Annotated in this window: 21 protein-coding genes; 8 read left to right on the top strand and 13 right to left on the bottom strand. The window is 65.5% G+C overall.

Annotated features, from left to right (window positions below):
• Positions 1-90 precede the first annotated feature (90 nt).
• Complete coding sequence (locus WN72_RS12370) at positions 91-1,752, bottom strand: electron transfer flavoprotein-ubiquinone oxidoreductase (RefSeq protein WP_027558168.1); 1,662 nt, start codon at positions 1,750-1,752, stop codon at positions 91-93.
• A 136-nt stretch (positions 1,753-1,888) separates the two neighbouring features.
• Between WN72_RS12370 and WN72_RS12365 the strand changes: the two genes are divergently transcribed.
• Complete coding sequence (locus WN72_RS12365) at positions 1,889-2,695, top strand: uracil-DNA glycosylase (protein WP_092217896.1); 807 nt, start codon at positions 1,889-1,891, stop codon at positions 2,693-2,695.
• A gap of 138 nt (positions 2,696-2,833) precedes the next feature.
• On the opposite strand, the gene WN72_RS12360 is transcribed toward WN72_RS12365, so the two are convergent.
• From WN72_RS12360 to WN72_RS12345, 4 genes are all read right to left on the bottom strand, one after another.
• Positions 2,834-4,342: a glycosyltransferase family 39 protein gene (locus tag WN72_RS12360; RefSeq protein WP_092217895.1), complete on the bottom strand. Its 1,509-nt coding sequence runs from the start codon at positions 4,340-4,342 to the stop codon at positions 2,834-2,836.
• A gap of 234 nt (positions 4,343-4,576) precedes the next feature.
• Positions 4,577-5,434, bottom strand: coding sequence for a ribonuclease HII (gene rnhB / locus WN72_RS12355; RefSeq protein WP_027558165.1), 858 nt, complete (start codon positions 5,432-5,434; stop codon positions 4,577-4,579).
• Positions 5,435-5,508: 74 nt separating this feature from the next.
• Positions 5,509-5,964: a VOC family protein gene (locus WN72_RS12350; RefSeq protein ID WP_092217894.1), complete on the bottom strand. Its 456-nt coding sequence runs from the start codon at positions 5,962-5,964 to the stop codon at positions 5,509-5,511.
• A 23-nt stretch (positions 5,965-5,987) separates the two neighbouring features.
• Positions 5,988-7,154: a PA0069 family radical SAM protein gene (locus WN72_RS12345; RefSeq protein WP_092217946.1), complete on the bottom strand. Its 1,167-nt coding sequence runs from the start codon at positions 7,152-7,154 to the stop codon at positions 5,988-5,990.
• A 211-nt stretch (positions 7,155-7,365) separates the two neighbouring features.
• Here WN72_RS12345 and WN72_RS12340 point away from each other — a divergent pair, with 211 nt between their 5' ends.
• The gene (locus tag WN72_RS12340; protein WP_092217945.1) at positions 7,366-9,780 is read left to right on the top strand and encodes a phosphoketolase family protein; all 2,415 of its coding nucleotides are present in this window, start codon (positions 7,366-7,368) and stop codon (positions 9,778-9,780) included.
• Positions 9,781-9,788: 8 nt separating this feature from the next.
• The gene (locus tag WN72_RS12335) at positions 9,789-10,973 is read left to right on the top strand and encodes an acetate/propionate family kinase (RefSeq protein WP_092217893.1); all 1,185 of its coding nucleotides are present in this window, start codon (positions 9,789-9,791) and stop codon (positions 10,971-10,973) included.
• Positions 10,974-11,106: 133 nt separating this feature from the next.
• On the opposite strand, the gene WN72_RS12330 is transcribed toward WN72_RS12335, so the two are convergent.
• Complete coding sequence (locus WN72_RS12330; RefSeq protein WP_092217892.1) at positions 11,107-11,946, bottom strand: RMD1 family protein; 840 nt, start codon at positions 11,944-11,946, stop codon at positions 11,107-11,109.
• A 333-nt stretch (positions 11,947-12,279) separates the two neighbouring features.
• Between WN72_RS12330 and WN72_RS12325 the strand changes: the two genes are divergently transcribed.
• On the top strand, positions 12,280-12,855 hold the full coding sequence (locus WN72_RS12325) for a glycosyltransferase family protein (RefSeq protein ID WP_092217891.1): 576 nt from the start codon (positions 12,280-12,282) through the stop codon (positions 12,853-12,855).
• Between the two features lie 63 nt (positions 12,856-12,918).
• On the top strand, positions 12,919-13,848 hold the full coding sequence (locus WN72_RS12320; protein ID WP_092217890.1) for a bifunctional helix-turn-helix transcriptional regulator/GNAT family N-acetyltransferase: 930 nt from the start codon (positions 12,919-12,921) through the stop codon (positions 13,846-13,848).
• A 286-nt stretch (positions 13,849-14,134) separates the two neighbouring features.
• Here the strand turns inward: WN72_RS12320 and moaB are convergent, their stop codons facing one another.
• On the bottom strand, positions 14,135-14,698 hold the full coding sequence (gene moaB / locus WN72_RS12315) for a molybdenum cofactor biosynthesis protein B (protein ID WP_027558157.1): 564 nt from the start codon (positions 14,696-14,698) through the stop codon (positions 14,135-14,137).
• Positions 14,699-14,855: 157 nt separating this feature from the next.
• Complete coding sequence (ypfJ, locus tag WN72_RS12310; RefSeq protein ID WP_092217889.1) at positions 14,856-15,794, bottom strand: KPN_02809 family neutral zinc metallopeptidase; 939 nt, start codon at positions 15,792-15,794, stop codon at positions 14,856-14,858.
• Between the two features lie 421 nt (positions 15,795-16,215).
• On the opposite strand from ypfJ, the gene WN72_RS12305 reads away from it, so the two are divergent.
• From WN72_RS12305 to WN72_RS12295, 3 genes are all read left to right on the top strand, one after another.
• Positions 16,216-17,346 carry a site-specific DNA-methyltransferase gene (locus WN72_RS12305; protein WP_092217888.1) on the top strand — a complete coding sequence of 377 codons (1,131 nt, stop codon included), beginning with the start codon at positions 16,216-16,218 and terminating at the stop codon, positions 17,344-17,346.
• Positions 17,347-17,536: 190 nt separating this feature from the next.
• Positions 17,537-17,863 carry a hypothetical protein gene (locus WN72_RS12300; RefSeq protein WP_027558154.1) on the top strand — a complete coding sequence of 109 codons (327 nt, stop codon included), beginning with the start codon at positions 17,537-17,539 and terminating at the stop codon, positions 17,861-17,863.
• 115 nt (positions 17,864-17,978) lie between these two features.
• Positions 17,979-18,659: a glutathione S-transferase family protein gene (locus WN72_RS12295; RefSeq protein ID WP_092217887.1), complete on the top strand. Its 681-nt coding sequence runs from the start codon at positions 17,979-17,981 to the stop codon at positions 18,657-18,659.
• Positions 18,660-18,718: 59 nt separating this feature from the next.
• Here WN72_RS12295 and WN72_RS12290 read toward each other — a convergent pair whose 3' ends face one another.
• From WN72_RS12290 to WN72_RS12270, 5 genes are all read right to left on the bottom strand, one after another.
• Complete coding sequence (locus tag WN72_RS12290) at positions 18,719-20,728, bottom strand: HAMP domain-containing methyl-accepting chemotaxis protein (protein WP_027558152.1); 2,010 nt, start codon at positions 20,726-20,728, stop codon at positions 18,719-18,721.
• Positions 20,729-20,993: 265 nt separating this feature from the next.
• Positions 20,994-23,537, bottom strand: coding sequence for an HWE histidine kinase domain-containing protein (locus WN72_RS12285; protein ID WP_092217885.1), 2,544 nt, complete (start codon positions 23,535-23,537; stop codon positions 20,994-20,996).
• Positions 23,534-24,052, bottom strand: a complete 519-nt coding sequence (locus tag WN72_RS12280; protein WP_347337488.1) for a biliverdin-producing heme oxygenase — start codon at positions 24,050-24,052, stop codon at positions 23,534-23,536. The genes WN72_RS12285 and WN72_RS12280 overlap by 4 nt, the downstream gene beginning before the upstream one ends.
• Before the next feature lie 200 nt (positions 24,053-24,252).
• A complete protein-coding gene (locus WN72_RS12275; RefSeq protein ID WP_244553865.1) occupies positions 24,253-24,468 on the bottom strand; it encodes a YjiS-like domain-containing protein in 216 nt (71 codons plus the stop codon).
• 5 nt (positions 24,469-24,473) lie between these two features.
• Positions 24,474-24,917, bottom strand: coding sequence for a nuclear transport factor 2 family protein (locus WN72_RS12270; protein ID WP_092217883.1), 444 nt, complete (start codon positions 24,915-24,917; stop codon positions 24,474-24,476).
• Between the last annotated feature and the right edge of the window lie 30 nt (positions 24,918-24,947).

The following is a 24,947-nucleotide window of genomic DNA, read 5'->3' as shown; positions in this document are numbered from 1 at the left end:
GCCGTGGCGGCCCGGTTCTCACGCGAACGTGCGTCACAATGCCGGGGGGCCCGTAACCTGGGTCACATCGGCCGTGGCTGCCCCCTTGGATTACATCGCCTCGTAGTTCGGCCCGCCGCCGCCCTCCGGGGGAACCCAGGTGATGTTGCCGTTGGGGTCCTTCACGTCGCAGGTTTTGCAGTGGACGCAGTTCTGGGCGTTGATCTGGAAGCGCGGGCCTGAACCCTCCTCGATCCATTCATAGACGCCGGCCGGGCAATAGCGGTTCGAGGGACCGGCGAACACGTCGTGCTCCGAGGTCTTCTGGAGGTTCATGTCCGTGACCTTCAGATGGACCGGCTGGTCCTCCTCGTGATTGGTGTTGGACAGGAATACCGACGACAGCTTGTCGAAGGAGATCTTTCCGTCCGGCTTCGGGTAGTTCTTCGGTGCGTGGCTCTTGGCAGGATCGAGCGTGGCGCGATCGGGCTTGGCGTGAGACAGCGTGCCGAACAGCGAGATGCCGAACAGCTGGTTGGTCCACATGTCGAGGGCGCCGAGCGGAACACCGAGAAGGGTGCCGAACTTCGACCACAGCGGCTTGACGTTGCGGATCCGGAACAGGTCCTTGCCGACAGCGGACTCGCGCCAGGCGTTCTCGTAGGCGACGACCTCGTCGTTGGCGCGGCCCTCGGCAAGCGCGGCGGCGACATGCTCGGCTGCGAGCATGCCGGTGCCCATCGCGTTGTGGACGCCCTTGATGCGGGGAACGTTGACGAAGCCCGCGGCGCAGCCGACCAGCGCACCGCCCGGGAAGGTCAGGCGCGGCACCGACTGGTAGCCGCCTTCGGTGATGGCGCGCGCACCATAGGCGAGGCGCTTGCCGCCTTCGAACACGTCGCGGATCGAGGGATGGGTCTTGAAGCGCTGGAATTCATCGAACGGCGACAGATACGGGTCGTCGTAGTTGAGATGCACGACGAAGCCGACCGCGACGCGGTTGTCGTCGTAGTGGTAGAGGAACGAGCCGCCGCCGGTGGAATTGTTGAGCGGCCAGCCGAACGAGTGCTGGATCAGGCCCTTCTTGTGCTTGGCCGGATCGATCTGCCAGACTTCCTTCAGGCCGATGCCGAACTTCGGCGGTTCGCTCTTGGCGTCCAGTGCGAACTTCGCGATCAGCTGCTTCGACAGCGAGCCGCGCGCGCCTTCGGCAAACAGCGTGTACTTGCCGAGCAGCTCCATGCCGCGCGTGTAGGAATCCTTGTGGGTGCCGTCCCTGGCGATGCCCATGTCGCCGGTCGCGATGCCACGCACCGCGCCCTTGTCGTCATAGAGCACCTCGGTCGCGGCAAAGCCCGGATAGATCTCGACACCGAGCGCTTCCGCCTTCGGCGCGAGCCAACGGCAGACATTGCCGAGCGAGCCGATGTAGCAGTGATGGTTGTCCATCAGCGAGGGCATCGCGAAGCCCGGGAGCTTGATGCGGTTGTCGCCGAACATCCAGTAGAAGTGGTCGTCCTTGACCTGCGTCTTCAGCGGACAGTCGGGATCCTCGCGCCAATCGGGGATCAGCTTGTCGAGCGAGATTGGATCGATCACGGCGCCGGAGAGGATATGCGCGCCGACCTCGGAGCCCTTCTCCACGACGACGATGTTGAGATCGGCGTTGAGCTGCTTCAGCCGGATCGCCGCGGCCAGGCCCGAAGGGCCGGCGCCGACGATGACGACGTCGAATTCCATGGATTCGCGCGGGGGAAGTTCTTCGGTGCTCATCTGATCTCAGCCCTTGAGACGGTTCCTTGTCATTTGCGCTCCCTTGTTTCCGATTTTTCCGGGTAGGACAACCACGGAAATGCGTTCCGCTGGGATGCAAGGCGCCTTAAGATGAACTAATAGTCTGACTTTCCAAATGATCCCCGAGCCCGCACCCACCGTCCGAGAGCTTCTCGCCTTCTATCTGGAGGCAGGGGTCGACTGCGCGCTCGCGGAGGAGCCGATCGACCGCCTGGCGGAATTGGACGCACCGCCTCCGGCCCCGCGCGCGGCACCGCCGGTCGAGGCGCCGCGGTCGGTCGCCGCGCCTGCAGTGATGCGCGGCGAGGCCGCACCTGCGCCCGACATCGCCATCGCGTCCGCACGCGAGGCCGCGCGCACCGCGCCGACGCTCGAGGCGCTGCGTGAGCTGATGCAAAACTTCGAGGGCTGCGCGCTTAAGCACACGGCGACGCGGCTGGTGTTCGCCGACGGCAATCCGCAGGCGCGCATCATGTTCGTCGGCGAGGCTCCGGGCCGCGACGAGGACATCGAGGGGCTGCCGTTCGTCGGGCGCAGCGGCAAGCTGCTCGATCTGATGATCGGCGCCATAGGCCTCAACCGCACCACCGCCTACATCGCCAACGTCATTCCCTGGCGGCCGCCCGGCAACCGCACGCCGACACCGCAGGAGACGCAGATCTGCCTGCCCTTCATCCAGCGCCAGATCGAGCTGGTGAATCCCGATGTGCTGGTGACGCTCGGCAATCCCTCGACGCAGACGCTGCTGTCGACGCGCGAAGGCATCATGCGCACGCGCGGACGATGGTTCGAGTACGAGACCGGCCATCGCACCATCCGCGCGCTGCCGACGTTCCACCCGGCCTATCTCTTGCGGTCGCCGGCGTACAAGCGCCTGGCCTGGCAGGATCTGCGCGCGATTGCGAAGGTGCTGGCGGGATAGCGGGCTCCCGTAGCTCGTGTAGGGTGGGCAAAGCGAAGCGTGCCCACCATCCTTATCGTTGCGACGGATCGGCTTGACGTGGGCACGGCGCTTTGCGCCTTTGGCCACCCTACGATGTCAGCGTCCGGAGCACGCGCGTCAGCTCCCCTTCGGCCGCACGATCGCCCAGCCGACCCGCAGCAATCCCTGTCGACCATTGACCAGCCATTCGAACGCGCGCGGCACTTCCGGCACGATGCCGGGAAAGCGCGCGAGGATGTCCGGCGGCGGGGTGCCGGCGGTATCGGAGGCGCGCCAGACCACGACGCCGCCGGTCTCGCTGAACTTGGCCTGGTTCATCCACGGCGTCCGCCCGGGCTGGGCGTCGATGAACAGGTGCGGCCGGCCGGAATGCAGCGTGATCAGGCTGGCAAGCTGGGTCTCGCCGGCGACCGCGCGCAGGCGATGGTTGGTGCGGCGGGCGAAGCTCTCGTCGAAGAAATCAGAGATCGCTCGCGCGGGCATCGAGGTCGCGATCTCGTTGGTGCCGGTCCAGGGCAGGAACAGCACGGCGAGCACAACGCCGGCGGCCGGCGCGGCGACGGCGGCAGCCCACACCGTCCGCAGCATCCGCGCGCGGCGCATCGCGATGAGGTCGCCGGCCGCGACCACCACGGCAAGCCCGGACATCACCAGCACGACGCCGGCGCCGCCGACGACGGAGTCGAGCCCGAGCAGGCCCGAGATCAGCACCGCGCCGAATGCCGGCGCCAGCGCAAAGAAGTAAACGAAGTTGCGCCCGAGCGGCTCGACCGGCGGGCGGAAAATGATCGGCGCCTCCTCGCCCTTGGCGACGAAAAGACCGGTGTTGAGGAAGGTCAGCGCCGGGATCGCGGCCGCGCCGAGCACGAGCCCGCCGAGCAGCCAGGCCGCATGGATGGCGCGGGCGTTGAGCTCCGTGACTTGCGGCAAGGCCGGCATCGTAAACGTCTCGGCGCGCATCAGCCAGACCGCATAGGGCAGCGCCAGCACCGCGACGACGATCAGCGCGAATAAGGGATCGAGCGAGCGCAGCGTGCGGCGGCCGCCGGCGGTCGAGATCGCGAAGACCACGATCAGCAGCAGGAGGAAGATCGCGGCGGGCGTGGTGAGCAGCAACAGGCCGGCCTCGATCGACCAGGCGAACCAGGCATTGCCGCGGCGCTGGCCGATGACCTGCCAGGAATGCAGCAGCAGCAACGCCCAGAGCGGCCGCGCCAGCACCAGCGGGCCGAAGTCGAGCCCGGGCGAGGAGAAGGCCAGCACCGTCATGGTCAGGAGCACGGCAAGCACCGCCTGCTGCGAGCCGACCACGGCGCGGGAGAGATGATAGAGCGCGATGAAGGTCGCAATCTCGCAGAGCTGGGCCAGCACATAGACGCCGAACACGTGGCCGCCGGCGGCGCGGTAGGCGATGTCGGCGAGCCAGATCGGCAGCGGCGGCCCCAGATCCGTACCGACCTGATATTCGCGGCCGAACGCCAGCAGCGTCGCAAGGCTGCCGGGCGGGCTGCGATAGAACGCCAGCGCCACGAACAGCCACATCAAAGCCTGGAGCAGCACGGCGATCCACACGATCAGCCGCGGCCGGGCGCGAATGAGCTCGATGACCAGGGAGGTAAACCGCATGCAACGTCCGAAAGATGCAGCCAACCCGTCCAGCCGGCCCTATTCGCTCACACCTGTTTTGATAATGGGCGCTGCGCGCTGTGGCAACGACCGTCTGCTCCCTCTCCCCGTTCTTACGGGGAGAGGGTTGGGGTGAGGGGCCCCTGCCTCCACAATGACGGTGAGAGCTGAGCTCGCGGAGACTCCCCCTCACCCGCACGCGGGGAGAGGCGAAAGAGGCTGCGGAGAGACGCGCTACAGATTTGCCGACGCGTCGACCTCGACGCCCGCTTCCATCTGCACCTCGACCTCGCTCACCGAGAACAAATCCTGCACCGGCTCGACGGTCCAGGGCATATGCTTGGCGCGGGCCGCCGCGACGGGGGCGAAGAAGCTGCGGTGGTGGACGCTGGGGCCGAGGCGATCGAGGGCATCGAGATGCTCGGGGACCGCATAGCCCTTGTGCTGCTCGAAGCCGTAGCCGGGGCAGTCCTGCGCCAGCGCGCACATCAGGCGGTCACGCGTTACCTTGGCGATGATCGAGGCGGCGGCGATCGACAGCACGATGCCGTCACCGCCGATCACGGCCTCGCAGTCGCACGCCGTGTCGAGCCGGTCGCGGCCGTCGACGAAGACGTGGCGCGGCTGCTCCGGCAGCGCCACCACGGCACGCTTCAAGGCCCACAGCGAGGCGCGCAAAATGTTGTCGCGGTCGATTCGCGAGGGCGAAGCGACGGCGACCGAGACCTGCGCGGTGGCGCAGATCTTGTCGAACAGCTTTTCGCGCTCCTCCGCGGTCAGGCGCTTGGAATCGTCGATGCCGCGCGGGATGCGGTCGGGATCGAGAATCACGGCGGCTGCCACCACGGGGCCGGCCAGCGGCCCGCGGCCGGCCTCGTCGCAGCCGGCGACCGGCCAGACGCCGCGCTTGATCAGCGCGCGCTCGCGGCGGAAGCTCGGCGGCGCGATCGCGATGATGCCCTTCTTGCCCGGCAGGACCGGCGCGGCCTTGACGGCAGCTGCCTTCGCCTTGGCAGGCGCGGCCTTCTTCGCAGCAGCGCTGGCCTTGGGCGCGTCTTTGGCCGGCTTCTTGGCGGACTTGTCCCGAATCATGGCCGGGATCGTGCGCAAGCGATCCAGCCAGCGCAACCGGGAACCCTGCGCAATTCCCGTTATTCAGACCGTCGCTACTCCGCCAGATGCACCCGCCGGTCCTCGCCGACCTCGATGCCGGGCGCGACGACCACTTCCCAGGTATGGCCGTCGGGATCGGCAAAATAGCCGGAATAGCCGCCGTAATCGGTCTCATGCGCCGCCTTCAGCGGAGCAGCACCCTTGCCAAGCGCGAAGGCTAGCACCGCATCGACCTCCTCGCGTGTCCGGCAGTTCCAGGCGAGCGTCGTGCCGCGGAAGGTCGATGGCCTCGGATCGTCAGGCAACTTGGCGTCGGCCGCGAGCAGATCCCAGGGATACAGCGCGAGCACCGGGCCGCCGGTGTCGTAGAACGCGACGGCCTCGCCGGTCGCCTTCAGCCGGCGCGCAAAGCCGAGCGCGTCGTAAAAGGCGATGCTGGCGCGGATGTCGCTGACGCCGAGCGTGATGACAGTAAGCCGCGGTACCGGCGGAGGGAGTTCCTTGCTCATGCGACGCCTCTTCCGTTTCCCAATCAAAACAGGCTGAGCTGCTCGCCGTTCTGCTTCGGCTTGGCAAAGTGATCAGTCGTCAGCTTCGAGCGCCGCTTGTTGAGACCAAGCCTCTCGCAGGCGATCTCGAAGCGGCGGCCGATGGTCCAGGCCATCGGTCCCGTTCCCTTCATCCGCTCGCCCCATTTCGCGTCGTAATCGCGGCCGCCGCGCATGTCGCGGATCAGCGTGAAGACGTGGCGATAGCGGTCCGGATAGTTGGCCATCAGCCATTCGCGGAAGAGATCGCGCACCTCCAGCGGCAGCCGCAGCAATACGTACGACGCTTCCTTGACGCCGGCATGGGCGGCGGCATCGAGGATGCGCTCGATCTCGGAATCGTTCAGCGCGGGGATCACGGGCGCGACCATCACGGTGGTGGGAATGCCGGCCTCAGAGAGCTGCTTCAGCGCCTCCAGCCGCTTCGGCGGCGTCGAGGCGCGCGGTTCCATGGTGCGCGCCAGCTTCGGATCGAGCGAGGTGACTGATAGCGCGACCTTGGCGAGGTTGCGCCTCGCCATCCGCGCGAGGATGTCGATGTCGCGCGCCACCAGCGCCGATTTGGTGACGATGCCGACGGGATGGCCGGTGCGCTCCAGCACCTCGAGAATGCCGCGCATGATTTTGCGCTCGCGCTCGATCGGCTGATAGGGATCGGTGTTGGTGCCGATCGCGATCATCCGCGGCTCGTAGCCGGGCGCGGCAAGCTCCTTCTCGAGCAGCGACGGCGCCTCGGGCTTCACGAACAGTTTTGACTCGAAGTCGAGCCCCGGCGACAGGCCGAGATAGGCATGCGTCGGCCGCGCGAAGCAATAGACGCAGCCATGCTCGCAGCCGCGATAGGGATTGATCGAGCGGTCGAAGCCGATGTCGGGCGAGTCATTCCGGGTGATCATCTTGCGCGAGGTATCGACGCCGACGATGGTCTTGAACGGCGGCAGATCTTCCAGGCTCTGCCAGCCATCGTCGAAGGCGACGCGGGCCTCGGCCTCATATCGGCCGCTGGCATTGGATTGGGCGCCCCGCCCTCGCCTGCGCTGGCGGTCGATGGCGACGCCGAGCTCGGGAAAATCAGAGTCCGCACCCGCCGGCTCGGAGGGCGCCGTGACCGGCGGGTGCTTGAGAGCATGAGAGGATGCTGCTGGACTCATGAAGCCAAGATAGCACGGCATAGGAACAAATCAAGAACACAAACGAAAAACTCGAAAACAACCCCATGCACAGTAGCCGCCCAAATTTCGGGCGCGCGGCTTTGACCTCACGCAACACGCTTGCCGGGACGATCCAGTTTGATGCGGCCCAGGGATCGATCACGCTGGAACAATGTTGATGACGATCCCCCGGTGAAGGGTCGGCATGAAAATGACAAATCAACAACAATCGGCCGCCGCAAGCAGCGACCTCGATCTGCTCGATCGCTATTGGCGCGCCGCCAACTATCTCTCCGTCGGGCAAATCTACCTGCTGGACAATCCGCTGCTGCGCGAGCCGCTGCGGCCCGAGCACATCAAGCCGCGTTTGCTTGGCCATTGGGGCACGACGCCCGGGCTGAACTTCATCTACGCCCATCTCAACCGCGTCATCCGCGCGCTTGATCTCAGCATGATCTATATCTGCGGGCCCGGCCATGGCGGCCCGGGCATGGTCGCCAACACCTATCTCGAAGGCAGCTACAGCGAGATCTATCCTGATATCGCGCGCGATGCGGACGGATTGCGAAAACTTTTCAGACAGTTCTCCTTCCCCGGCGGCATCCCGAGCCATGCGGCACCGGAAACGCCGGGCTCGATCCACGAAGGCGGCGAGCTCGGCTACGCGCTGGTGCATGCCTATGGCGCGGCATTCGACAATCCCGATTTGGTCGTCGCCTGCGTCGTCGGCGACGGCGAGGCCGAGACCGGCCCGCTCGCGGCCTCCTGGCATTCGAACAAGTTCCTGAACCCCGCCCACGACGGCGCGGTGCTGCCGATCCTGCATCTGAACGGCTACAAGATCGCCAACCCGACCGTGCTCGGGCGGATGCCTGACAGCGAGATCCGCGACCTCATCCGTGGGCTCGGCCACGAGCCGCTGTTCGTCGAGGGCGACGATCCCAAATTGATGCACCAGGCCATGGCGGACGCACTCGACGTCGCGCTCGCCAGCATCCGCTCGATCCAGCAGCACGCCCGCGACGGACGCAAGGCGGTCGAGCGGCCGCGCTGGCCGATGATCGTGCTGCGCAGCCCGAAGGGCTGGACCGGCCCGAAGGAAGTCGACGGCAAGAAGGTCGAAGGTTTCTGGCGCGCGCATCAGGTGCCGGTTGCGAGCTGCCGCGAGAACCCGGCTCACTTAAAGATTCTCGAAGACTGGATGCGCGGCTATGAGCCGGAAAAACTGTTCGACAAGAGCGGCGCGCTCATCCCCGAGCTTCAGGCGCTGGCCCCCGACGGTACCAGGCGCATGGGCGCCAACCCGCATGCCAATGGCGGGCTGCTCAAGAAGGAGCTGAAGCTGCCGGACTTCCGCAGTTTTGCGGTGGATGTGTCTCAGTCCGGCAGCGTTGTGGCGGAGGCGACACGTGAGCTCGGCAAATTCCTGCGCGACGTCATTCGCCTCAATGCCGACGCGCGTAACTTCCGCATCATGGGACCGGACGAGACGGCGTCAAATCGGCTCGACGCAGTGTTCGAAGCGACCGAGCGGGTCTGGATGGAGCCAACGGAACCTTACGATGTGCATCTCGCGCAAGACGGACGCGTGATGGAGGTGCTGAGCGAGCATCTCTGCCAGGGCTGGCTCGAGGGTTATCTCCTCACAGGCCGCCACGGCTTCTTCTCCTGCTACGAGGCGTTCATCCACATCGTGGATTCCATGTTCAACCAGCACGCCAAATGGCTGAAGGTGACGCGGCATCTGCCATGGCGGCGCCCGATCGCCTCGCTCAATTATCTCCTGACCTCGCATGTCTGGCGTCAGGACCATAACGGCTTCAGCCATCAGGATCCGGGCTTCGTCGATCTCGTCGCCAACAAGAAGGCCGACATCGTCCGCATCTATTTCCCGCCGGATGCCAACACGCTGCTGTGGATCGCCGATCACTGCCTGCGCACCTATAACCGCATCAACGTCATCGTCGCCGGCAAGCAGCCGGCGCCGCAATGGCTGTCGATGCAGGAGGCCGCGACGCATTGCGATGCCGGCATCGGCATCTGGACCTGGGCCGGCAACGAGGATGCAGACAGCGAGCCCGACGTGGTGATGGCCTGCGCCGGCGACGTGCCGACGCTGGAGACGCTCGCCGCCGTCGACCTGCTGCGCAAGGCGCTGCCGGACCTGAAGATCCGCGTCGTCAACGTCGTCGATTTGATGACGCTGCAACCGAGCGAGCAGCACCCGCACGGCCTCTCCGACCGCGACTTCGACAGCCTGTTCACGCGCGACAAGCCCGTGATCTTCGCCTATCACGGCTATCCCTACCTGATCCACCGTCTCACCTATAACCGCACCAACCATGCCGGCATGCATGTGCGCGGCTTTGCCGAGGAAGGCACCACGACGACGCCGTTCGACATGGTCGTGCTCAACGGGCTCGACCGCTATCACCTCGCGATCGAGGCGATCGAACGCGTGCCGGGCCTTTCGACCAAGGCCGCGCAGGTGAAGCAGAAGTTCCGCGACAGACTGATCGAGCATTCGCGTTACGTGCGCGAGCACGGCGAGGACATGCCTGAGGTTCGCGACTGGGTCTGGCCAAACAGCGCCGGCGGCAACACGCCGGCCGAAGCCGGCGATTGACGCCCGCCATGTCGGATGCGGTCCTCGTTCTCAACTCGGGCTCGTCGAGCGTCAAGTTCGGCCTGTTCGATATCTCCGCGGCCGAGCCCACCCTGCTCTGCAAGGGCCTGCTCGACGAGCATGAGGCAAAGCCGCGGCTCGCCGTGAAGAGCCCTGCCGGCGAAGACCTTTTCGAAGCACACAGGCAAGCATCTGGTGCGGACAGCGGCGATCTGTTCGCTGATGTACTCGGCTTCGTCGATGATCGTTTTGGCGACCATCGCCTGCGCGCCGTGGGTCACCGCATCGTTCACGGCGGGCCGGACTATTCAGGCCCGGTGGAAGTGACGGATGATGTCTACGCGAAGCTGGAGCAACTGACTCCGCTGGCGCCTCTGCATCAGCCACGATGCCTGGAGCCGATCCGAACCATCGCGGCGATCAAGCCTGACCTCACGCAGATCGCCTGTTTCGACACTGCCTTCCATCACAGCATGGCGCCGCCGGCGAGCCGTTTTGCGATCCCGCGGCGCTTCGAGGCGCGCGGCATCCGCCGCTACGGCTTTCACGGTCTCTCGTTCGAATATGTCGCGGGCCGCATCGCGGAAATCGCGCCAGTGCTTGCGACGAAGCGCACCGTCATCGCGCATCTCGGCAATGGCGCGAGCCTCTGCGCATTGCGCGATGGCCGCAGCGTCGATACCACGATGGGGCTGACGCCGCTCGACGGCCTCGTGATGGGCACGCGAAGCGGCACGATCGATCCCGGCGTGCTGCTCTACCTGCAACAGCACGAGAAGATGTCTGCCGAAGACGTCCAGCACCTGCTCTATCACCAGTCGGGCCTGCTCGGCGTCTCCGGCATCTCCGCCGACATGCGCACGCTGCTCGCAAGCGGCGAGACTGCCGCGCGGGAGGCGGTCGATCTGTTCGTTTTGCGGGCGACGCAGGAGATTGCGGTGATGGCGACGACGCTTGGCGGGTTGGACTGCCTGGTCTTCACCGGCGGCATCGGCGAGCATGCGTGTGAGATCCGCAGCCCGATCGGAGAGCGCCTTGCGTGGCTCGGCGTGCGCATCGATGCGGCGGCGAATGACAAGGGACGTGAGCGCATCAGCGGCGGCGACAGCGCCGTGGATGTGCTCGTCATTCCGACGAATGAGGAACTGACGATCGCGCGACACTGCGCTGCGGTGCTGCAGGCGAAAGCATAGGTATCGTAGGGTGGGCAAAGCGAAGCGTGCCCACCAATTCTAGGTCGTGGGCACGGCGCGAGCGCGCCTTTGCCCACCCTACGATACTGGGACTTGCGGAGACATAGCGCACAACGACTTCCAGGCTCAGCGCTCAGTGAATACCGGCAAAGATCTGGATGCACCCGATCGCGACCTCGATCAGGATCAGCACGACGACCGCAATCTCGAGTCGCAGCGACCGCTGGGTGTCGATGATGTCGGTCAGCGCATCGGCCGTCTCAGCAACGACCGTAAGCTTGCGCTCGAGCGTGTCGAGACGCTCCTTCAATTCGTACTCATCTTCGAGACGCGCATAGAGCCGGTCGAGCTGCGGTTTTTCCCACAGTGCATCGGGCTTCTCGGCAACCGCGACGCGGCCGGCGACGCGCTGCTGGACGAGCAGCGCGTTGCCGATGAGCTGCAGGATGCCCCTGCGTCGCCGCGACGTACGGCCTTTCTCGGCGAGCTCCCGCGCAAAAGGCTCGATGACATCGAAGACCGCAGCGACGCGCCGCTCGTCGCGCGCAAGCGACGTGCTTTTGGCGAGTGCGTCCGCGATCAGCAGCAGCCGTTCGTCGGAAAATTTCGAGAGGTTGATCGGGCCGCCCGGCTGGATCGCTTCGGCATTTTCATCCTTGCAGAGCTGGGCCTGCGCGGTCTCCTCCTCATGGGGGCTGAGCTCGCCGATCACGCGGGACTTGAGGCTGTCGAGCAGCACCTTCTCTTCCGACGGCAGCAGACCGATCAGCACCACGACGCCGTAGCGGAAGATCACGACGAGGCCGGCATGGACGCGGAAAGCGGCCGGCGTCGAGGAGACGGGCGCACCAAGCTCGAGGCCAGACGGATTGATGCGTTCGCCGAGCATCACGGCGCGGATCCGCAAGGTCGGCGCAGCGTCCGGCTTTGGCGATGCTGGCGTGGTGCCAACGGGAAGCTGATCGGCGCTCACTCGACTATCTCACTCTCAGTGCCGGCGGTTGCAGGTTTTCCCGTCGTAAGGTCCATGTCAAACCGCCGATGCGGGCTTGCGGACCGGTAGCGTTCTCACCTCGATCATATCGGCGGAGACAGCCCCGTTTGAAGCTCACGAAGCCGAAATTCGCGAAAACATCGGGCAATATTGCCACCCCGCGCAGGACAGATTTAGCAGCGATGGGCGGGCGTGGTTTACCATCGCATGGCGGAACGCCGCCAAAAAGTTGCACTCGGCGACGCCGCGTGTTTATGACAAAGTCATAACAAGCTACGCTTCTCCCGAATTGCGGACCTCGAAGCCTCAATCATGCTGAGCGTCATCATTCCGACCGAAGGTGTCGAGCAGACGGCGGTCGCAACTCTGGCCGCGCTGGTACCCGGTGCGGCCGCAGGCATCATCCGCGAAGTGCTGCTTGTCGACGGCACCCGCAACGGCGTCATCGAGCGCGTTGCCGACGTCGCAGGCTGCCGTTTCATCGACTTCAAGGGATCTTCCCATGGCGCGGCGCTCGCCGCCGGTGCGCATCAGGCCCGTTCGCCCTGGCTGATGTTCTTGCCCGCCGGCGCCGTGCTGGAAACCGGCTGGATCGAGGAGACCACCCAGTTCATCCAGGCCGTCTCCGCCAGCGGACGGGATCGTGCAGCGGTTTTCCGTTATGCCCGCTCGCCTTACGCAGATACCGGTCTGCGCGACGTGTTCCGCGCAGTAGCGCGTAACTTGGTCGGCCCGCTGGGGGATCAGGGGCTTTTGATCGCGCGTGACCATTACGACCGGGTTGGTGGCTATCCGCCCCAGGCCCGCCGTTCCGAGGCACGGTTGCTCCGCCGCCTCGGCCGCTCGTCCCGGACCATGCTGCGCAGCCGGATCGTCATGGTCGGCTGAAGGCACCTAATACTTGCCAAAGTCAAATAATTATTTGACAATGGCAATTATTGAGGTGTCCCGATGTCATTCAACGGTACCGACCACCAGATCGCGGCAGTCCGCGCCTTCAACCGCTTCTACACCCGCAAACTCGGCGTGCTCGACCAGCACCTTGGACAGAGCCCGTTCTCGCTCAGCGAGGCCCGCGTACTGTACGAGCTCGCGCATCGCGACGAGCTTTCCGCAAAGGAGATCGGGAACGAGCTTGGTCTCGACCCCGGCTATCTCAGCCGCATCGTGCAGAGCTTTGACGAGAAGGGTCTGATCACGCGAACGCCCCTGCCCGCGGATCGCAGGCAATACCAGCTCAGCCTCACCGCCAAGGGCCGCCAGACCTTCGCCAAGCTGAACCTCGGCTCGCAAAACGAGGTCGCCGCCATGCTGGCGCAGTTGTCGGCCGGCGATGCAGCGCGGCTCACGCAGGCCATGGCGACCATCGAGGCCGTGCTGGAGCAACGCCGAAGCCAGCCGGCTTCTTTCTTGCTGCGCAGCCATCGCGTCGGCGACATGGGCTGGGTCGTCTCTCGCCAGGGCGCCGCCTATGCCGCGGACTATGGCTGGGACATCAGCTACGAGGCCCTGGTCGCCGAGATCTGCGCACAGTTCATCAGGAATTACGATCCCGCGCGCGAGCACTGCTGGATCGCGGAGGTCGGCGGCGAGCCGGTCGGCTCGATCTTCCTGGTCAAGGCCACGGACGAGATCGCCAAGCTGCGCCTGTTGCAGGTGGAGAAGAAGGCGCGCGGGCTCGGCGTCGGCCGCGCGCTGGTCGAGCAATGCATCCAGGGCGCGCGCGAGCGTGGCTACAGCAGAATGACGCTGTGGACCCAGAGCATCCTGGTCGCTGCGCGCGGCATCTATCAGAGTGCGGGATTCAAACTCGTGAAGGAAGAGAAGCACCACAGTTTTGGTGCCGATCTGGTCGGCGAGACGTGGGAGCGGGATCTCTAGCTGCGCACACAGCGATGCGCATGAATGTGCCCTCTCCCCTTGCGGGAGAGGGCAGCGACGCTGGCGGACACAACCTCACTTGGGTGAGGGGTATTTCCCGCGAGCGTGAACTCGTAGGGTGGGCAAAGGCGCACTTGCGCCGTGCCCACCACTGATGCCGCATTGACCGAAGTCGTGGGCACGCTTCGCTTTGCCCACCCTACGAGACTGTGAGCGCGGAGACATACCCCTCATCCGGCGCTTCGCACCACCTTCCCCCACAAGGGGGAAGGGAAGAAAGAACAGACTACACCGTCGCGCCCTGCGCCTTTGGCCTGCGCAGATGCTCATCCAGCCGCGGCATGATCTCGACGAAATTGCAGGGGCGCGTGCGGTAGTCGAGCTGGCTTGCGAGGATGCCGTCCCAGCCGTCGCGGCAGGCGCCGGGCGAGCCCGGCAGGCAGAAGATATAGGTCGCGCCCGCAACGCCGGCGGTGGCGCGGCTCTGGATCGTCGACGTGCCGATCTTGGCGTGGCTCAACATGTGGAAGGCGATCGAGAAACCGTCCATGCGCTTCTCGAACAGCGGCTCGATCGCCTCCGGCGTGACGTCGCGCCCGGTAAAGCCGGTGCCGCCGGTGGTGATGACGACGTCGATGCCGGCGTCCGCGATCCAGCGGCGGATGACGGCGCGGATCGCCTCGACGTCGTCGGTGACGATCTCGCGCGCGGCGAGATGATGGCCGGCTAATGTCAGGCGATCGGCGAGCGTCTGGCCCGACTTGTCGTCGGCGAGCGCGCGCGTGTCGGAGACGGTGAGCACCGCGATGTTGAGCGGGATGAACTGCTTTGTTTCGTCGATCGAGGCCATTTGCCCTATCCTCTCGTGTCCCGGACGCGATGCAGCGCGTTAGCGGTGCGCTGCAGAGCCGGGACCCATTCTAAGGGACGTGAGGACCGGCAATATGGGCCCCGGCTCAGCAGCGCAGCATTACATGCTGCGCCGCGTCCGGGGCACGAGACCGTCGCTACTGCCCGCCGCCGAACGTGTTGCAGGCCTGGACCGTGCCTTGCTGATAGCCGGTCATGAACCATTGCTTGCGCTGCGCGGCCGAGCCGTGGGTGAAGGAATCAGGCACGACGCGGCCCGTCGCCTGGCGCTGCAGCGTGTCGTCGCCGATCGCGCTCGCCGTGGTCAGCGCAGCGTCGATGTCGCCGGGCTCGAGGAAGTTCGGACGCTTCTTGGCCTCGCGGTTGACCCAGACGCCGGAGAGACAATCCGCCTGCAGCTCCACCTTGACCTGGAGCGCGTTGGCCTCGGCCTTGCTGCCGGCCTGCTGCTGCAGCCGCGTCACGCGCGGGATGATGCCGAGCAGGTTCTGGATGTGGTGGCCGGCTTCATGCGCGATGATGTAGGCGGTGGTGAAGTTGCACGCCGACTTGCCGGAGCAGCCGCGGAAGCGCGTCTCGACCTCGCGGAAGAAGGAGGTGTCGAGGAAGATGGTGCGGTCCGGCGGGCAGTAGAACGGCCCCATCGCCGACTGCGCCATGCCGCAGCGGCCGCCATTGGTGGCGTTGCGGAACAGCACGACCTTCGGACCGGTATAGTTCTGCCCGCTGGCCTGGAAGATCTCGCTCCAGCGATCGTCGATCTCGCCGAGGATGCCGGATATCATGCTGCCGACCTCGTCGGTCGGCGCGCCGCGCTTGGCCGAGGTCGACTGCCGATCGGTCTGGTAGCTCGGCGCCTGGCCGCCGCCGCCGAGGATCTCGGCGCCGCCGATCAGGATGCGCGGATCGATGCCGAAGGCATAGCCGATCAGGCCGAGCACGATGATGGTACCGATGCCGAGCCCGCCGCCGCCCATCGGCAGGCCGAACCCGCCGCCTCCACCGCCGCCAAAGCCACCACCTTCGTCGCGACGATCCTCAACGTCGTCGCTGCGGCGGAAGTCATCGTAACGCATGGCGGTCTTCCCTTAGGTGTCCCTGATTTGGGGGTCCCTGATTCAGTCTCGTCGGCGCACAGATACGCAAAAGCTCAACGCGCCACACAGGTAAAATTTCCATTGCGTTAATCAATATCCCGGTCGGCAAAAATTGCCTAGTGCGACAGCACGCCCGCACCAGCAATTTTTTCCGGTCCGCGTGCAATTTTTTCCGAGAGAAATTTGCGGCCGCGGCAGCCGTCGCTCCGTGAACGGATGCGAAATATACCGTAAAACACAGCGATTGCGCGCATCACGCGGCATGCCGCGGGCGATGCGACGCCTGCTCAGAAAAGCAGCGGGTTAAGTCGTTTTTTACTTTGCCGCTGCAATGTAACGGCCAGTCGGTTGTTTGGTCCCGCGTCGCCGACAGCGTCGCCTGAGTCAGAGTTCTTGAGTCATGGTAGAGTCGCGTCGCGGGGCGTCTGCAAGGGCGCCCCGCACAAATTTTGAGTCCGCCTCGCATCGCATCATCATCGGCGATTGCGTCGCCGAGATGTCGAAGCTTCAGGCTGGCAGCGTCGATCTGGTGTTCGCAGATCCGCCGTACAATCTCCAGCTCAAGGGCGATCTCAAGCGTCCCGACGAATCCCATGTCGATGCCGTCAACGACGACTGGGACAAGTTCGATTCGTTTTCCGCCTACGACGATTTCACCCGCGCCTGGCTGCTTGCCGCGCGCCGCGCGATGAAGCCGTCGGCGACGATCTGGGTGATCGGCTCCTATCACAACATCTTCCGCGTCGGCGCGATCATGCAGGACCTCGGCTTCTGGCTCCTGAACGACATCGTCTGGCGCAAGACCAATCCGATGCCGAATTTCCGCGGCCGCCGCTTCACCAACGCGCACGAAACGATGATCTGGGCCGCGCGTGACGAGAAGGCCAAGGGCTACACGTTCAACTACGAAACGCTGAAGGCCGCCAACGAGGACGTGCAGGCACGCTCGGACTGGCTGATCCCGCTCTGCACCGGCGAGGAGCGCCTCAAGGGCGCGGACGGCAAGAAAGTGCATCCGACGCAGAAGCCGGAAGGCCTGCTCGCGCGCGTGCTGCTGTCGTCGTCGAAGCCCGGCGATCTCGTGATCGATCCCTTCAACGGCACCGGCACGACCGGCGCCGTCGCCAAGCGCCTCGGCCGCTCCTATATCGGCTTCGAGCGCGACAAGACCTATGCGAAAGCCGCCGAAGCGCGCATCGCCAAGGTCGAGCCGCTGCCGGAAGAGAGCCTCGCCCCGTTCATGACCGCGCGCGAAGCCCCGCGTGTCGCGTTCTCCGAGCTGATCGAGCGCGGCATGATCATGCCAGGCACCAAACTGTTCGACGCCAAGAAGAAGCTCGGCGCCCTCGTCCGCGCCGACGGCGCCATCATGCTCGGCGACAAGGTCGGCTCGATCCACCGCATCGGCGCGGTGGCGCAAGGCGCGCAGGCCTGCAACGGCTGGACCTTCTGGCACGTCGAGACCAAGAAGGGCCTCAAGCTGATCGACGAGCTGCGGGCCGAGATTCGTGCGGGCATGGCGGCGGAGTAGCTGCTGCCGCACGTCGCGACCGTGTAGGGTGGGCAAAGGCGCTCTTGCGCCGTGCCCACGGCATCTTTCCGGAGCATGCAGAGTCCGTGGGCACGGCGCTTCGCGCCTTTGCCCACCCTACGGCTCCTTGAATGGCGCGACAGCCGGGACTACATTTGCCCGATCAGCCCCGTCCCGACGGGTGGCCCCCATGCGACGACAGTCCGAGACTTTGCTGTTGGTGCCGCTGCTGCCGATCTTCCTGCTCGGCATGTTTCCGATGTTCCTGATCGCCCTGCTCGGCTTCTTTGGCCTCGCTCTGTTCGGCGTGCTCGTGATCTGCGTTGGCCTTGCCAGCAGCAACGAGGCGCACGACAATTTCAATCACGACGTCATCGTGCACGGCTATGCCCGCGAAACCGAGCGCGCGGCGCGGGCGTCCGACATGCATCTCGCCGCCAAGCTCGGGCTGAGGCTGGAAGCGGTCGGCGCGGCGATGATCGTTACGGCGGCGATCGGGCTTTGTTACGCCGGCTGATCTGCGTGGCGCGCAGATACCGCCCGGCAAACTCGGCGGTTGCGCGTCTGGTCCCGGGTTTGGCAAGAGAGGGCGCCACGCGTTCGCTCTCGGCAACACACTGGGGAGATGCTCAATGCTCAAATTCTATTTCAACGGATCGCCGAACCCGACCAAGGTCGCGCTGTTCCTCGAGGAGTCCGGACTGCCGTTCGAGCCCGTTGCGGTCGACACCCGCAAGGGCGATCAGTTCACGCCGGACTATCTGAAGATCAATCCGAACGCCAAAGTGCCGGCGATCGACGACAATGGCACGATCGTGTTCGATTCCAACGCCATCCTGCTCTATCTCGCCGAGAAGACCGGTAAGTTCCTGCCCGCCAATCGCGCCGAATTGCTGTCATGGCTGATGTTCGTGGCGACCGGCGTCGGCCCGTATTCGGGTCAGGCCGTGCACTTCAAGCATTTCGCGCCGAAGGACCAGAACCACGACTACGCCCATAACCGCTACCAGTACGAGACCGACCGCCACTACACGATCCTCGACGGTCACCTCAAAGGCCGCAGCTACATGGTCGGCGATGCCTATTCGATCGTCGACATGGCGCTGTGGGGCTGGGCGCGGATGGTGCCGTTCAAGCTCGGTGACGGCGCCTTTGCGCGCTACCCGAACGTGAAGCGGCTTGTCGACGAGATCTCGGCGCGTCCCGCCGCGGCACGCGCAATCGCGCTGAAGGACAAGTTCACCTTCAAGGCCGAGATGGACGACGAGGCCCGTCGCAACATGTTCAAGCACATGACGACCAAGGTCGCCTGATCGCGTCCTGCCGCAGTTTAAAGGCCACGCGCATGCGCGTGGCCTTTTGCTTCTAGGGTTCAGGCGGCGTGGACCGAGTTCAGGAATTTGGCGACTTCCTGCTTCAGCCGGTTGCTGTCGGCCGACAGCGAGCGTGCCGCCGACAGCACTTGCGATGAGGCCGAGCCGGTCTCGGACGCGCCGCGCTGCACGTCGCCGATATTGGTCGAGACGCGCTGGGTGCCGTGCGCCGCCTGCTGGACGTTGCGGGAGATTTCCCGCGTCGCCGCGCCCTGCTGTTCAACGGCCGCCGCAACTGTCGAGGAAATCTCCGACAGCCGCTCGATGGTGCCGCTGATCTCCCTGATGGAGCCGACCGACTCTTCCGTGGCGGCCTGGATGCCGGAGACCTGCTGGGCGATCTCGTCGGTCGCCTTCGCGGTCTGTTGGGCGAGCGCCTTGACCTCGGAGGCGACCACGGCAAAGCCGCGGCCGGCATCGCCGGCGCGCGCCGCCTCGATCGTGGCATTGAGCGCGAGGAGATTGGTCTGGCCGGCGATGGTGGTGATCAGCTCGACCACGTCGCCGATGCGGGCGGCGGCCTTGGACAGCTCGCCGACGCGCGCATTGGTCCGGCTCGCCTGGCCGACGGCCTCGGTGGCGATGCGGGCGGATTCCTGCACCTGGCGGGCGATCTCGCTCACCGAGGAGGACAGCTCCTCCGTCGCCGACGCGACCGCCTGCACGTTGGCCGTGGCCTCCTGCGAGGCGGAGGCCACTTCGGTCGACCGGTCCTGGGCACGCGAGGCGGTCGCGGTGAGCGTGCCGGCCGAGGCTTCCAGCTCGCTCGATGCCGACGACACCGTGTCGACGATCTCGCCGACCGCCTGCTCGAACTGATCGGCCAGCCGGACCATGTCTTTCTTGCGGCTTTCGGCCTGCCGCGCCTCGACCTCGACCTGCTCGGCGCGAAGGCGCTCGGTTTCGACCATGTTGTCCTTGAACACCTGGATCGCCTTGGCCATGTCGCCGATCTCGTCGGCCTTGCCGCGACCGGGGATCTCGATCTCGAGATTGCCGCCGGCCAATAGCCCCATCGCACGCGTCATTGAGGTCAGGGGACCAACGAGGCTGCGGGCGGTCAGGAAGGCGACGATCAGGCCGAACAGGACGGCGATGCCGCCTGCAATCTCCTGCACGGTCGTCGTGCCGTCGATGACGGCTTCGGCCTGGCTGCGGGATTCCTTGTAGTCCTTCTTCAGGGCGGCTTCCGCCACCTTGAGCTTGGCGATGCTGTCGACGATCAGCGGCGCGAGATTCTTGTGATAGATCTCGTCAGCCTGGAGCATTGCCGCCGACGTGGTCTCGAACGCGGATTTGTAGATTCCGAGCGAGGTCTTCACCGGAGCCAGCGTGGTGCGCAGCTCGCTCGCCTGCGGGCTCTTTTCGAGCGCCGAAAGCCGCTGCATCGCCCGGTCCACATTGGTCCGGAAGTTGGCCGGCCCCTTGGTGTCGCGCAGGGCCAGGAAACGCCAGTTGGCGATCTGCACGACCAGCAACCTGGATTCGAGATCCGCAACCAGCGCCGCGGTGTCTTCGTCGACGGCCGCACGGGCGACGTCGACCAGCTTGCCCATCTTGACGGTCAGCTCGTCGCCGCTCGGCAGCAGCGTCGCCTTGCCCGTCCGCGCCTCGTTGACGGCATCGCCGAGATTGTCACGCAGGCTTCGCATCCTGGCGATATCGGCGATCAGATCGTTGTAGAGCTTGCGCCGCTCCTCCGAGGCCGTCCCCTTCGCGCCGACCTGCAACAGCTCGGTCGCCGCGGTCTCGCGCTCTGCGGCCTCCCTCATCGCGGATTCATTGGCGTCGTAGATGTAGCGCAGATTGGCCCGCTGGATCGCCTGAAGATGGGTCGAGATCTCCAGCACCCGCGCCGTGCTGTCCGAAAATGCCGAGGCCTTCGCGACCTGCTCCTGCACCGACCTCAAGTTCCAGACGGCAACCACCGCCATCACGAGACCGACCGCCACCAGGGCCATGAAGCCTGCGTACAGGCGTCCCCTGATCCGCAAACGAAACTTCGGCATTCCCACTGTCCACCCAGATGCATGTGAATTCGAGCGGACCGAACGAATCCGGCAATCGTCACGGCCACCCTGGCAGCCGCACGTCGCGCTTGAGGCGACTCACGCTGCACTGCGACACAATGGGGGACACTCGTTAATTGAACCTTCCAATATTTCGCGCAAACCTGCGGCGAAGCGCGCGACGCCTGCTGATTTTGTAGTCAGCCGCGCAAGGATTTGGCGTCCGGCCGCGGTGGACCGCGCGTGTTTCGGCGATGACCGCTCGTCAGGCGTTCGCCTGCTGCAATTTGCCGAGCGCGTGCTCGACAACTTCCAGCGTGTAGGGCTTCTGAACCACCGGCGCCGATGCCAGCTGCTCCGGGATCGGCGCGCGTTCGCCGTATCCCGTCGCAAAAATGAAGGGCACGCCGATCTCCTTCAGCTTCTGCGCCACCTTGATGCTGGTCTCGTTGCCGAGATTGAGATCGAGCAGGGCAAAGCTCGGCCGGGTGCGCTCGATCGAGCGCAGCGCCTGGTCGACAGTCGCGGCGGTGTCGACGTGGCGGGCGCCGAGATCGAGCAGGATGACCTCGGCGGCCATGGCGATGATCAGATTGTCTTCGACGATCAGCGCCGTGTCGGAAATCCTGGGGCGGGTGGATTGCTGCTCTTCGATGCGCATGGCGGCTCCCGCGATGGACGGTACGAGTTGGACGAAATTGGGCGGAATGACGAACTTCGCCTGCACGCCCAGCAGGTCGAAGCGAATCTCGGCATCGCCCTTGAGATCGAACGGCACCGACCGTTCGATGATGGTGGTCCCGAAGCCGCGCCGCGACGGCGGCTGCACCGGCGGCCCGCCGCTCTCCTTCCATTCGATCACGAGGCTGGAGGATGGATCGAGGCGCCAGACCACCTCGACGCTGCCGGTGGAATCGGCCAGCGCGCCGTATTTGGCGGAGTTGGTCATCATCTCGTGCACGACAAGCGCCAGCGTTGCGAACGCCTTGGGATCGAGCGCCACGTCCGGGCCACCCATCTTCACGCGCCCGGCGCGCGCGCCGAGATAGGCTCCAGCCTCGGATTCGACCAGGGTGCGGAGCGCGACCGGCGCCCAGTTCAGATTGGTGATCTGGTCATGGGCGCGCGCCAGCGCCTGGATGCGGCCGCCGAGCACGCCGGCGAATTCCTCGACATTGGTAGCGGTGTCCTTGCTCTGGGCGACCAGGGCGCGAACCAGACTGAGAATGTTGCGGACGCGGTGATTGAGCTCGGCGATCATCAGCTCCTGCCGCTCCTGGGCGCCGCGGCGCTCGCGGGCGGCAAGGTCGGACAGTTGCAGGATCACCTCGAGCAGCGTCACGCGCAGGCTCTCGGCGATGCGGATATCGGCCGCCGACCACGGCTTCGACTGCCCCGCCACCGTCTCCTGCCAGAGCTCGAAGCTCTTGCGCGGCGTCAGGCGCGGCCCATTCGGCCCCTCATCGTAGACCTTGTCGGCTGCGCCGGCCCAGTTCACGGACCGCGTGACCTCGCGGCGGAAGAAGATCAGGCAATCGCGCGGGGTGCGCGAGATCGGGATGGCGAGAAAGCCCGCCGCACGGTCCCGGAAGGCTTGGCCGGCGGCGTAGACCTTGGCGATCTCGGCGCTGGCGAAAATCCGCCCCGGCGAGGTCCGGTTGATGAAGGCGACGAGGTCCTTCACCTCGTCCTCGGTCGGCGCCTCGCCCTGGAGCGCGATCTTGTTGTCGGACCAGACCGCAACGCCGTCGCAGTCGATCATTTGCCGGTAGTCGCCCAGGAAGTCGAAGATCGCACGGCGGCTATGCTCGTGCGAGGCCGCGGTCTCGATCAGCCGCTCCTGAACCTGGTGGGCGCGGGTCTCGTAGGCGACGTCGCCCTCGCGCTCGCGGCCCTCGACAATCCAGGAGAACATCTGGCCGAACAGCTCGGCCGCGGTGCGCTTCTCGAACGAGATGTAGCGCGGCGCATAATGGTGGCAGGCGAACAGACCCCATAGCTTGCCGTCGCGCAGGATCGACACCGACATCGAGGCCGCGACGCCCATGTTGCGCAGATACTCGATGTGGATCGGCGACACCGAGCGCAGCACGCTCATGGAGAGATCGAGCAGCCCGGCATTGTGCGTAGCGGTCGAGACCAGCGCGGCGGGCCCCGCATCGATGTCCGCGATGATGCGCAGCCAGTTGCGCTGATAGAGGATGCGGGCCTGCTTGGGGATGTCGGACGCCGGATAATGCAGGCCGAGGAAGGATTCGAGGCCGGTCTCCGCGGCCTCGGCGATGACCTCGCCCGATCCATCCGGGTGGAACTGGTAGACCATGACGCGGTCGAAGCCGGTCAGCACCTTGAGCTGGCGCGCCGCCTCGCGGGCGAGCTCGCTCATGCTGCGCGTCTTGCGGATGCGCTCCAGCATCAGGCGGACGAGTTCGCCGGAATTGACACCGGGCTCATTCACACTCGGCTCCGCCTCGATCACGAGATAGGCGGCGGAGAAGTGAATGGAGACGTCATAAGGCGGCTTGCCGGCCTGGAGCTCGAGGCCGAACAGACGCTCCGTCGCATCGGGACCGCTCAGATGATCGACCCGGCTGCGGATGGTGTCGACCGCGCCTTGCGTGAAGATGCTCGACAGCGGCTGCCGGAGCAGGTCGGCGACGTCAATCCCGAGAAAGCCGCCCACATTCTCCGAGACCATGCAGATCGTGAAATCGGAGAGCACCGTAAGCAGGAAGCCGTAGGGCTGCACGCTGCCGGGAATGTGGATCGGCTCGCGATCGCAATTGGTGAGATTGACGGCCTCGTTCATGCGCGGTCCGCCGCTCGCTCGAACGCGGCGAAGGCGATGCGGGCGAAATCGATCGCCTCGTCCTCCTCGCAACCCTCCTCGCTCGCGAGCTTCGCCAGAAAGCTCTGCCAAAGCCGCTTGCCCGTGCCATGATTGAGATAGGCGGCCGCCTCACCGAGGCGCGGATCGGCCGCGTCCGCGACCGTCTTGAGCAGGAATTTCGCGCCGAGCCGGGAGCCCTCGAGCACATACATCGTGCCGAGCATGCCGCTGCGCGTCAGCGCCGGCACGGAGACAGTGAACGGCACGGCGCTGCCGAGGCGGCCGAGGTCGGCGACAATCGCGGCACTGCGCGACCGCTCCGGCCAGTCCGGAAATAGTCTTGCGATGCCGGCCTCGACCAGCGCGGTTTCGAGCGGCAGCAGGGCGGCGGCGCTCGCTTGCAGAAAGCGGCGGTAGCCGGAAAACACGGTGAGGTCGAACGCAGACAGCTGCGCATCGAGCTCCCGATGCGCCGACGCGGTTGAGTCCCTCAATCGTTCGCGGAGTCCGGAGAAGCTGCGGCCCACATGTGATGAAACGTCCGAAGCCCCAGCCAGCATGAAATTCCCACGACCCATGTTGCCGGGCGCGCAAGTACCCCCGGAAACCGAGGGAACGTCGGCGGAATTCAAAAGTTCCCTCCGGGGTCTTGATGAGCGGGGCAGACGTCATGCCCCTGCCCCGCACTGATGCTCTATTTCCGCCGAATGGGCTTCTTCAGCTCATAGGCAATCTCCGACCGGGTCATGCCGCAGTCCTGAAGCTCCCGTTCGGTCATGGCAGCGAGCTGATACCAGGCCCGGGACCGCTCCCGCCTGATACGCATGATGTCCACCAGCATCCGCCATGCTCGCACGACAATCGATGGCTGTGACGGATGGAACCGGCTGGCGGACGCGACGTCGTTCAATCCGCTCAGCTCGCGGCCCTCACACCCGTCTGCGGAAAAGGACCCAGCGCCTTCTCGGTCAGGACGGAGTCGCAGTATTCCCGGATCTCCTTGATCTTGCCCTCCTCGAACTGAAACACGAGACAATAGTCGTTGTCGTAGCGCACGCCCTCGGGCGTGACGTTGTCGCCCTTGGCTTCGACCACGACGACGTCGCCGTCGGCGATAAAGCGATGTGCGACGGTACGCGTGCGATCGCGCAGGCGGGTGCGCACATAGCCGTGCAGATCGTTGAGGATCGCCTCCTTGCCGGTGAAGGTGCGCGACCAGGAATACTGGCCGGTCACGACCCATCTGGCATCGTCGGCAAGGCTTGCGGTGAACAGGGCGCGATCGCGCACGGCCGGATCCGGATTGGCGGCGGCGGCGAAAATATCCTGCATCAGTTTCTTGTTGGCGCTCGCGCTCATGGCGGCATCTCCTTTAGTAAGAACCACGGA

Origin of the sequence: Bradyrhizobium arachidis, assembly GCF_015291705.1 — a bacterium.
GTDB classification, from domain to species: domain Bacteria; phylum Pseudomonadota; class Alphaproteobacteria; order Rhizobiales; family Xanthobacteraceae; genus Bradyrhizobium; species Bradyrhizobium arachidis.
The sequence above is the reverse complement of the archived record's forward strand: the minus strand, read 5'-3'. Positions and strand labels throughout refer to the sequence as shown.

What these genes read in the sequence shown, in the direction of transcription:
- WN72_RS12320 (WP_092217890.1), top strand. Translation starts at nt 12,919, where the DNA reads ATGTCATTCAACGGTACCGACCACCAGATCGCGGCAGTCCGCGCCTTC.
- WN72_RS12365 (WP_092217896.1), top strand. Translation starts at nt 1,889, where the DNA reads ATGATCCCCGAGCCCGCACCCACCGTCCGAGAGCTTCTCGCCTTCTAT.
- WN72_RS12350 (WP_092217894.1), bottom strand. Translation starts at nt 5,964, where the DNA reads ATGAGCAAGGAACTCCCTCCGCCGGTACCGCGGCTTACTGTCATCACG.
- WN72_RS12300 (WP_027558154.1), top strand. Translation starts at nt 17,537, where the DNA reads ATGCGACGACAGTCCGAGACTTTGCTGTTGGTGCCGCTGCTGCCGATC.
- WN72_RS12360 (WP_092217895.1), bottom strand. Translation starts at nt 4,342, where the DNA reads ATGCGGTTTACCTCCCTGGTCATCGAGCTCATTCGCGCCCGGCCGCGG.
- WN72_RS12370 (WP_027558168.1), bottom strand. Translation starts at nt 1,752, where the DNA reads ATGAGCACCGAAGAACTTCCCCCGCGCGAATCCATGGAATTCGACGTC.
- moaB (WP_027558157.1), bottom strand. Translation starts at nt 14,698, where the DNA reads ATGGCCTCGATCGACGAAACAAAGCAGTTCATCCCGCTCAACATCGCG.
- WN72_RS12335 (WP_092217893.1), top strand. Translation starts at nt 9,789, where the DNA reads ATGTCGGATGCGGTCCTCGTTCTCAACTCGGGCTCGTCGAGCGTCAAG.
- WN72_RS12285 (WP_092217885.1), bottom strand. Translation starts at nt 23,537, where the DNA reads ATGAACGAGGCCGTCAATCTCACCAATTGCGATCGCGAGCCGATCCAC.
- WN72_RS12325 (WP_092217891.1), top strand. Translation starts at nt 12,280, where the DNA reads ATGCTGAGCGTCATCATTCCGACCGAAGGTGTCGAGCAGACGGCGGTC.
- WN72_RS12340 (WP_092217945.1), top strand. Translation starts at nt 7,366, where the DNA reads ATGACAAATCAACAACAATCGGCCGCCGCAAGCAGCGACCTCGATCTG.
- WN72_RS12290 (WP_027558152.1), bottom strand. Translation starts at nt 20,728, where the DNA reads ATGCCGAAGTTTCGTTTGCGGATCAGGGGACGCCTGTACGCAGGCTTC.
- rnhB (WP_027558165.1), bottom strand. Translation starts at nt 5,434, where the DNA reads ATGATTCGGGACAAGTCCGCCAAGAAGCCGGCCAAAGACGCGCCCAAG.
- ypfJ (WP_092217889.1), bottom strand. Translation starts at nt 15,794, where the DNA reads ATGCGTTACGATGACTTCCGCCGCAGCGACGACGTTGAGGATCGTCGC.
- WN72_RS12305 (WP_092217888.1), top strand. Translation starts at nt 16,216, where the DNA reads ATGGTAGAGTCGCGTCGCGGGGCGTCTGCAAGGGCGCCCCGCACAAAT.
- WN72_RS12345 (WP_092217946.1), bottom strand. Translation starts at nt 7,154, where the DNA reads ATGAGTCCAGCAGCATCCTCTCATGCTCTCAAGCACCCGCCGGTCACG.
- WN72_RS12270 (WP_092217883.1), bottom strand. Translation starts at nt 24,917, where the DNA reads ATGAGCGCGAGCGCCAACAAGAAACTGATGCAGGATATTTTCGCCGCC.
- WN72_RS12295 (WP_092217887.1), top strand. Translation starts at nt 17,979, where the DNA reads ATGCTCAAATTCTATTTCAACGGATCGCCGAACCCGACCAAGGTCGCG.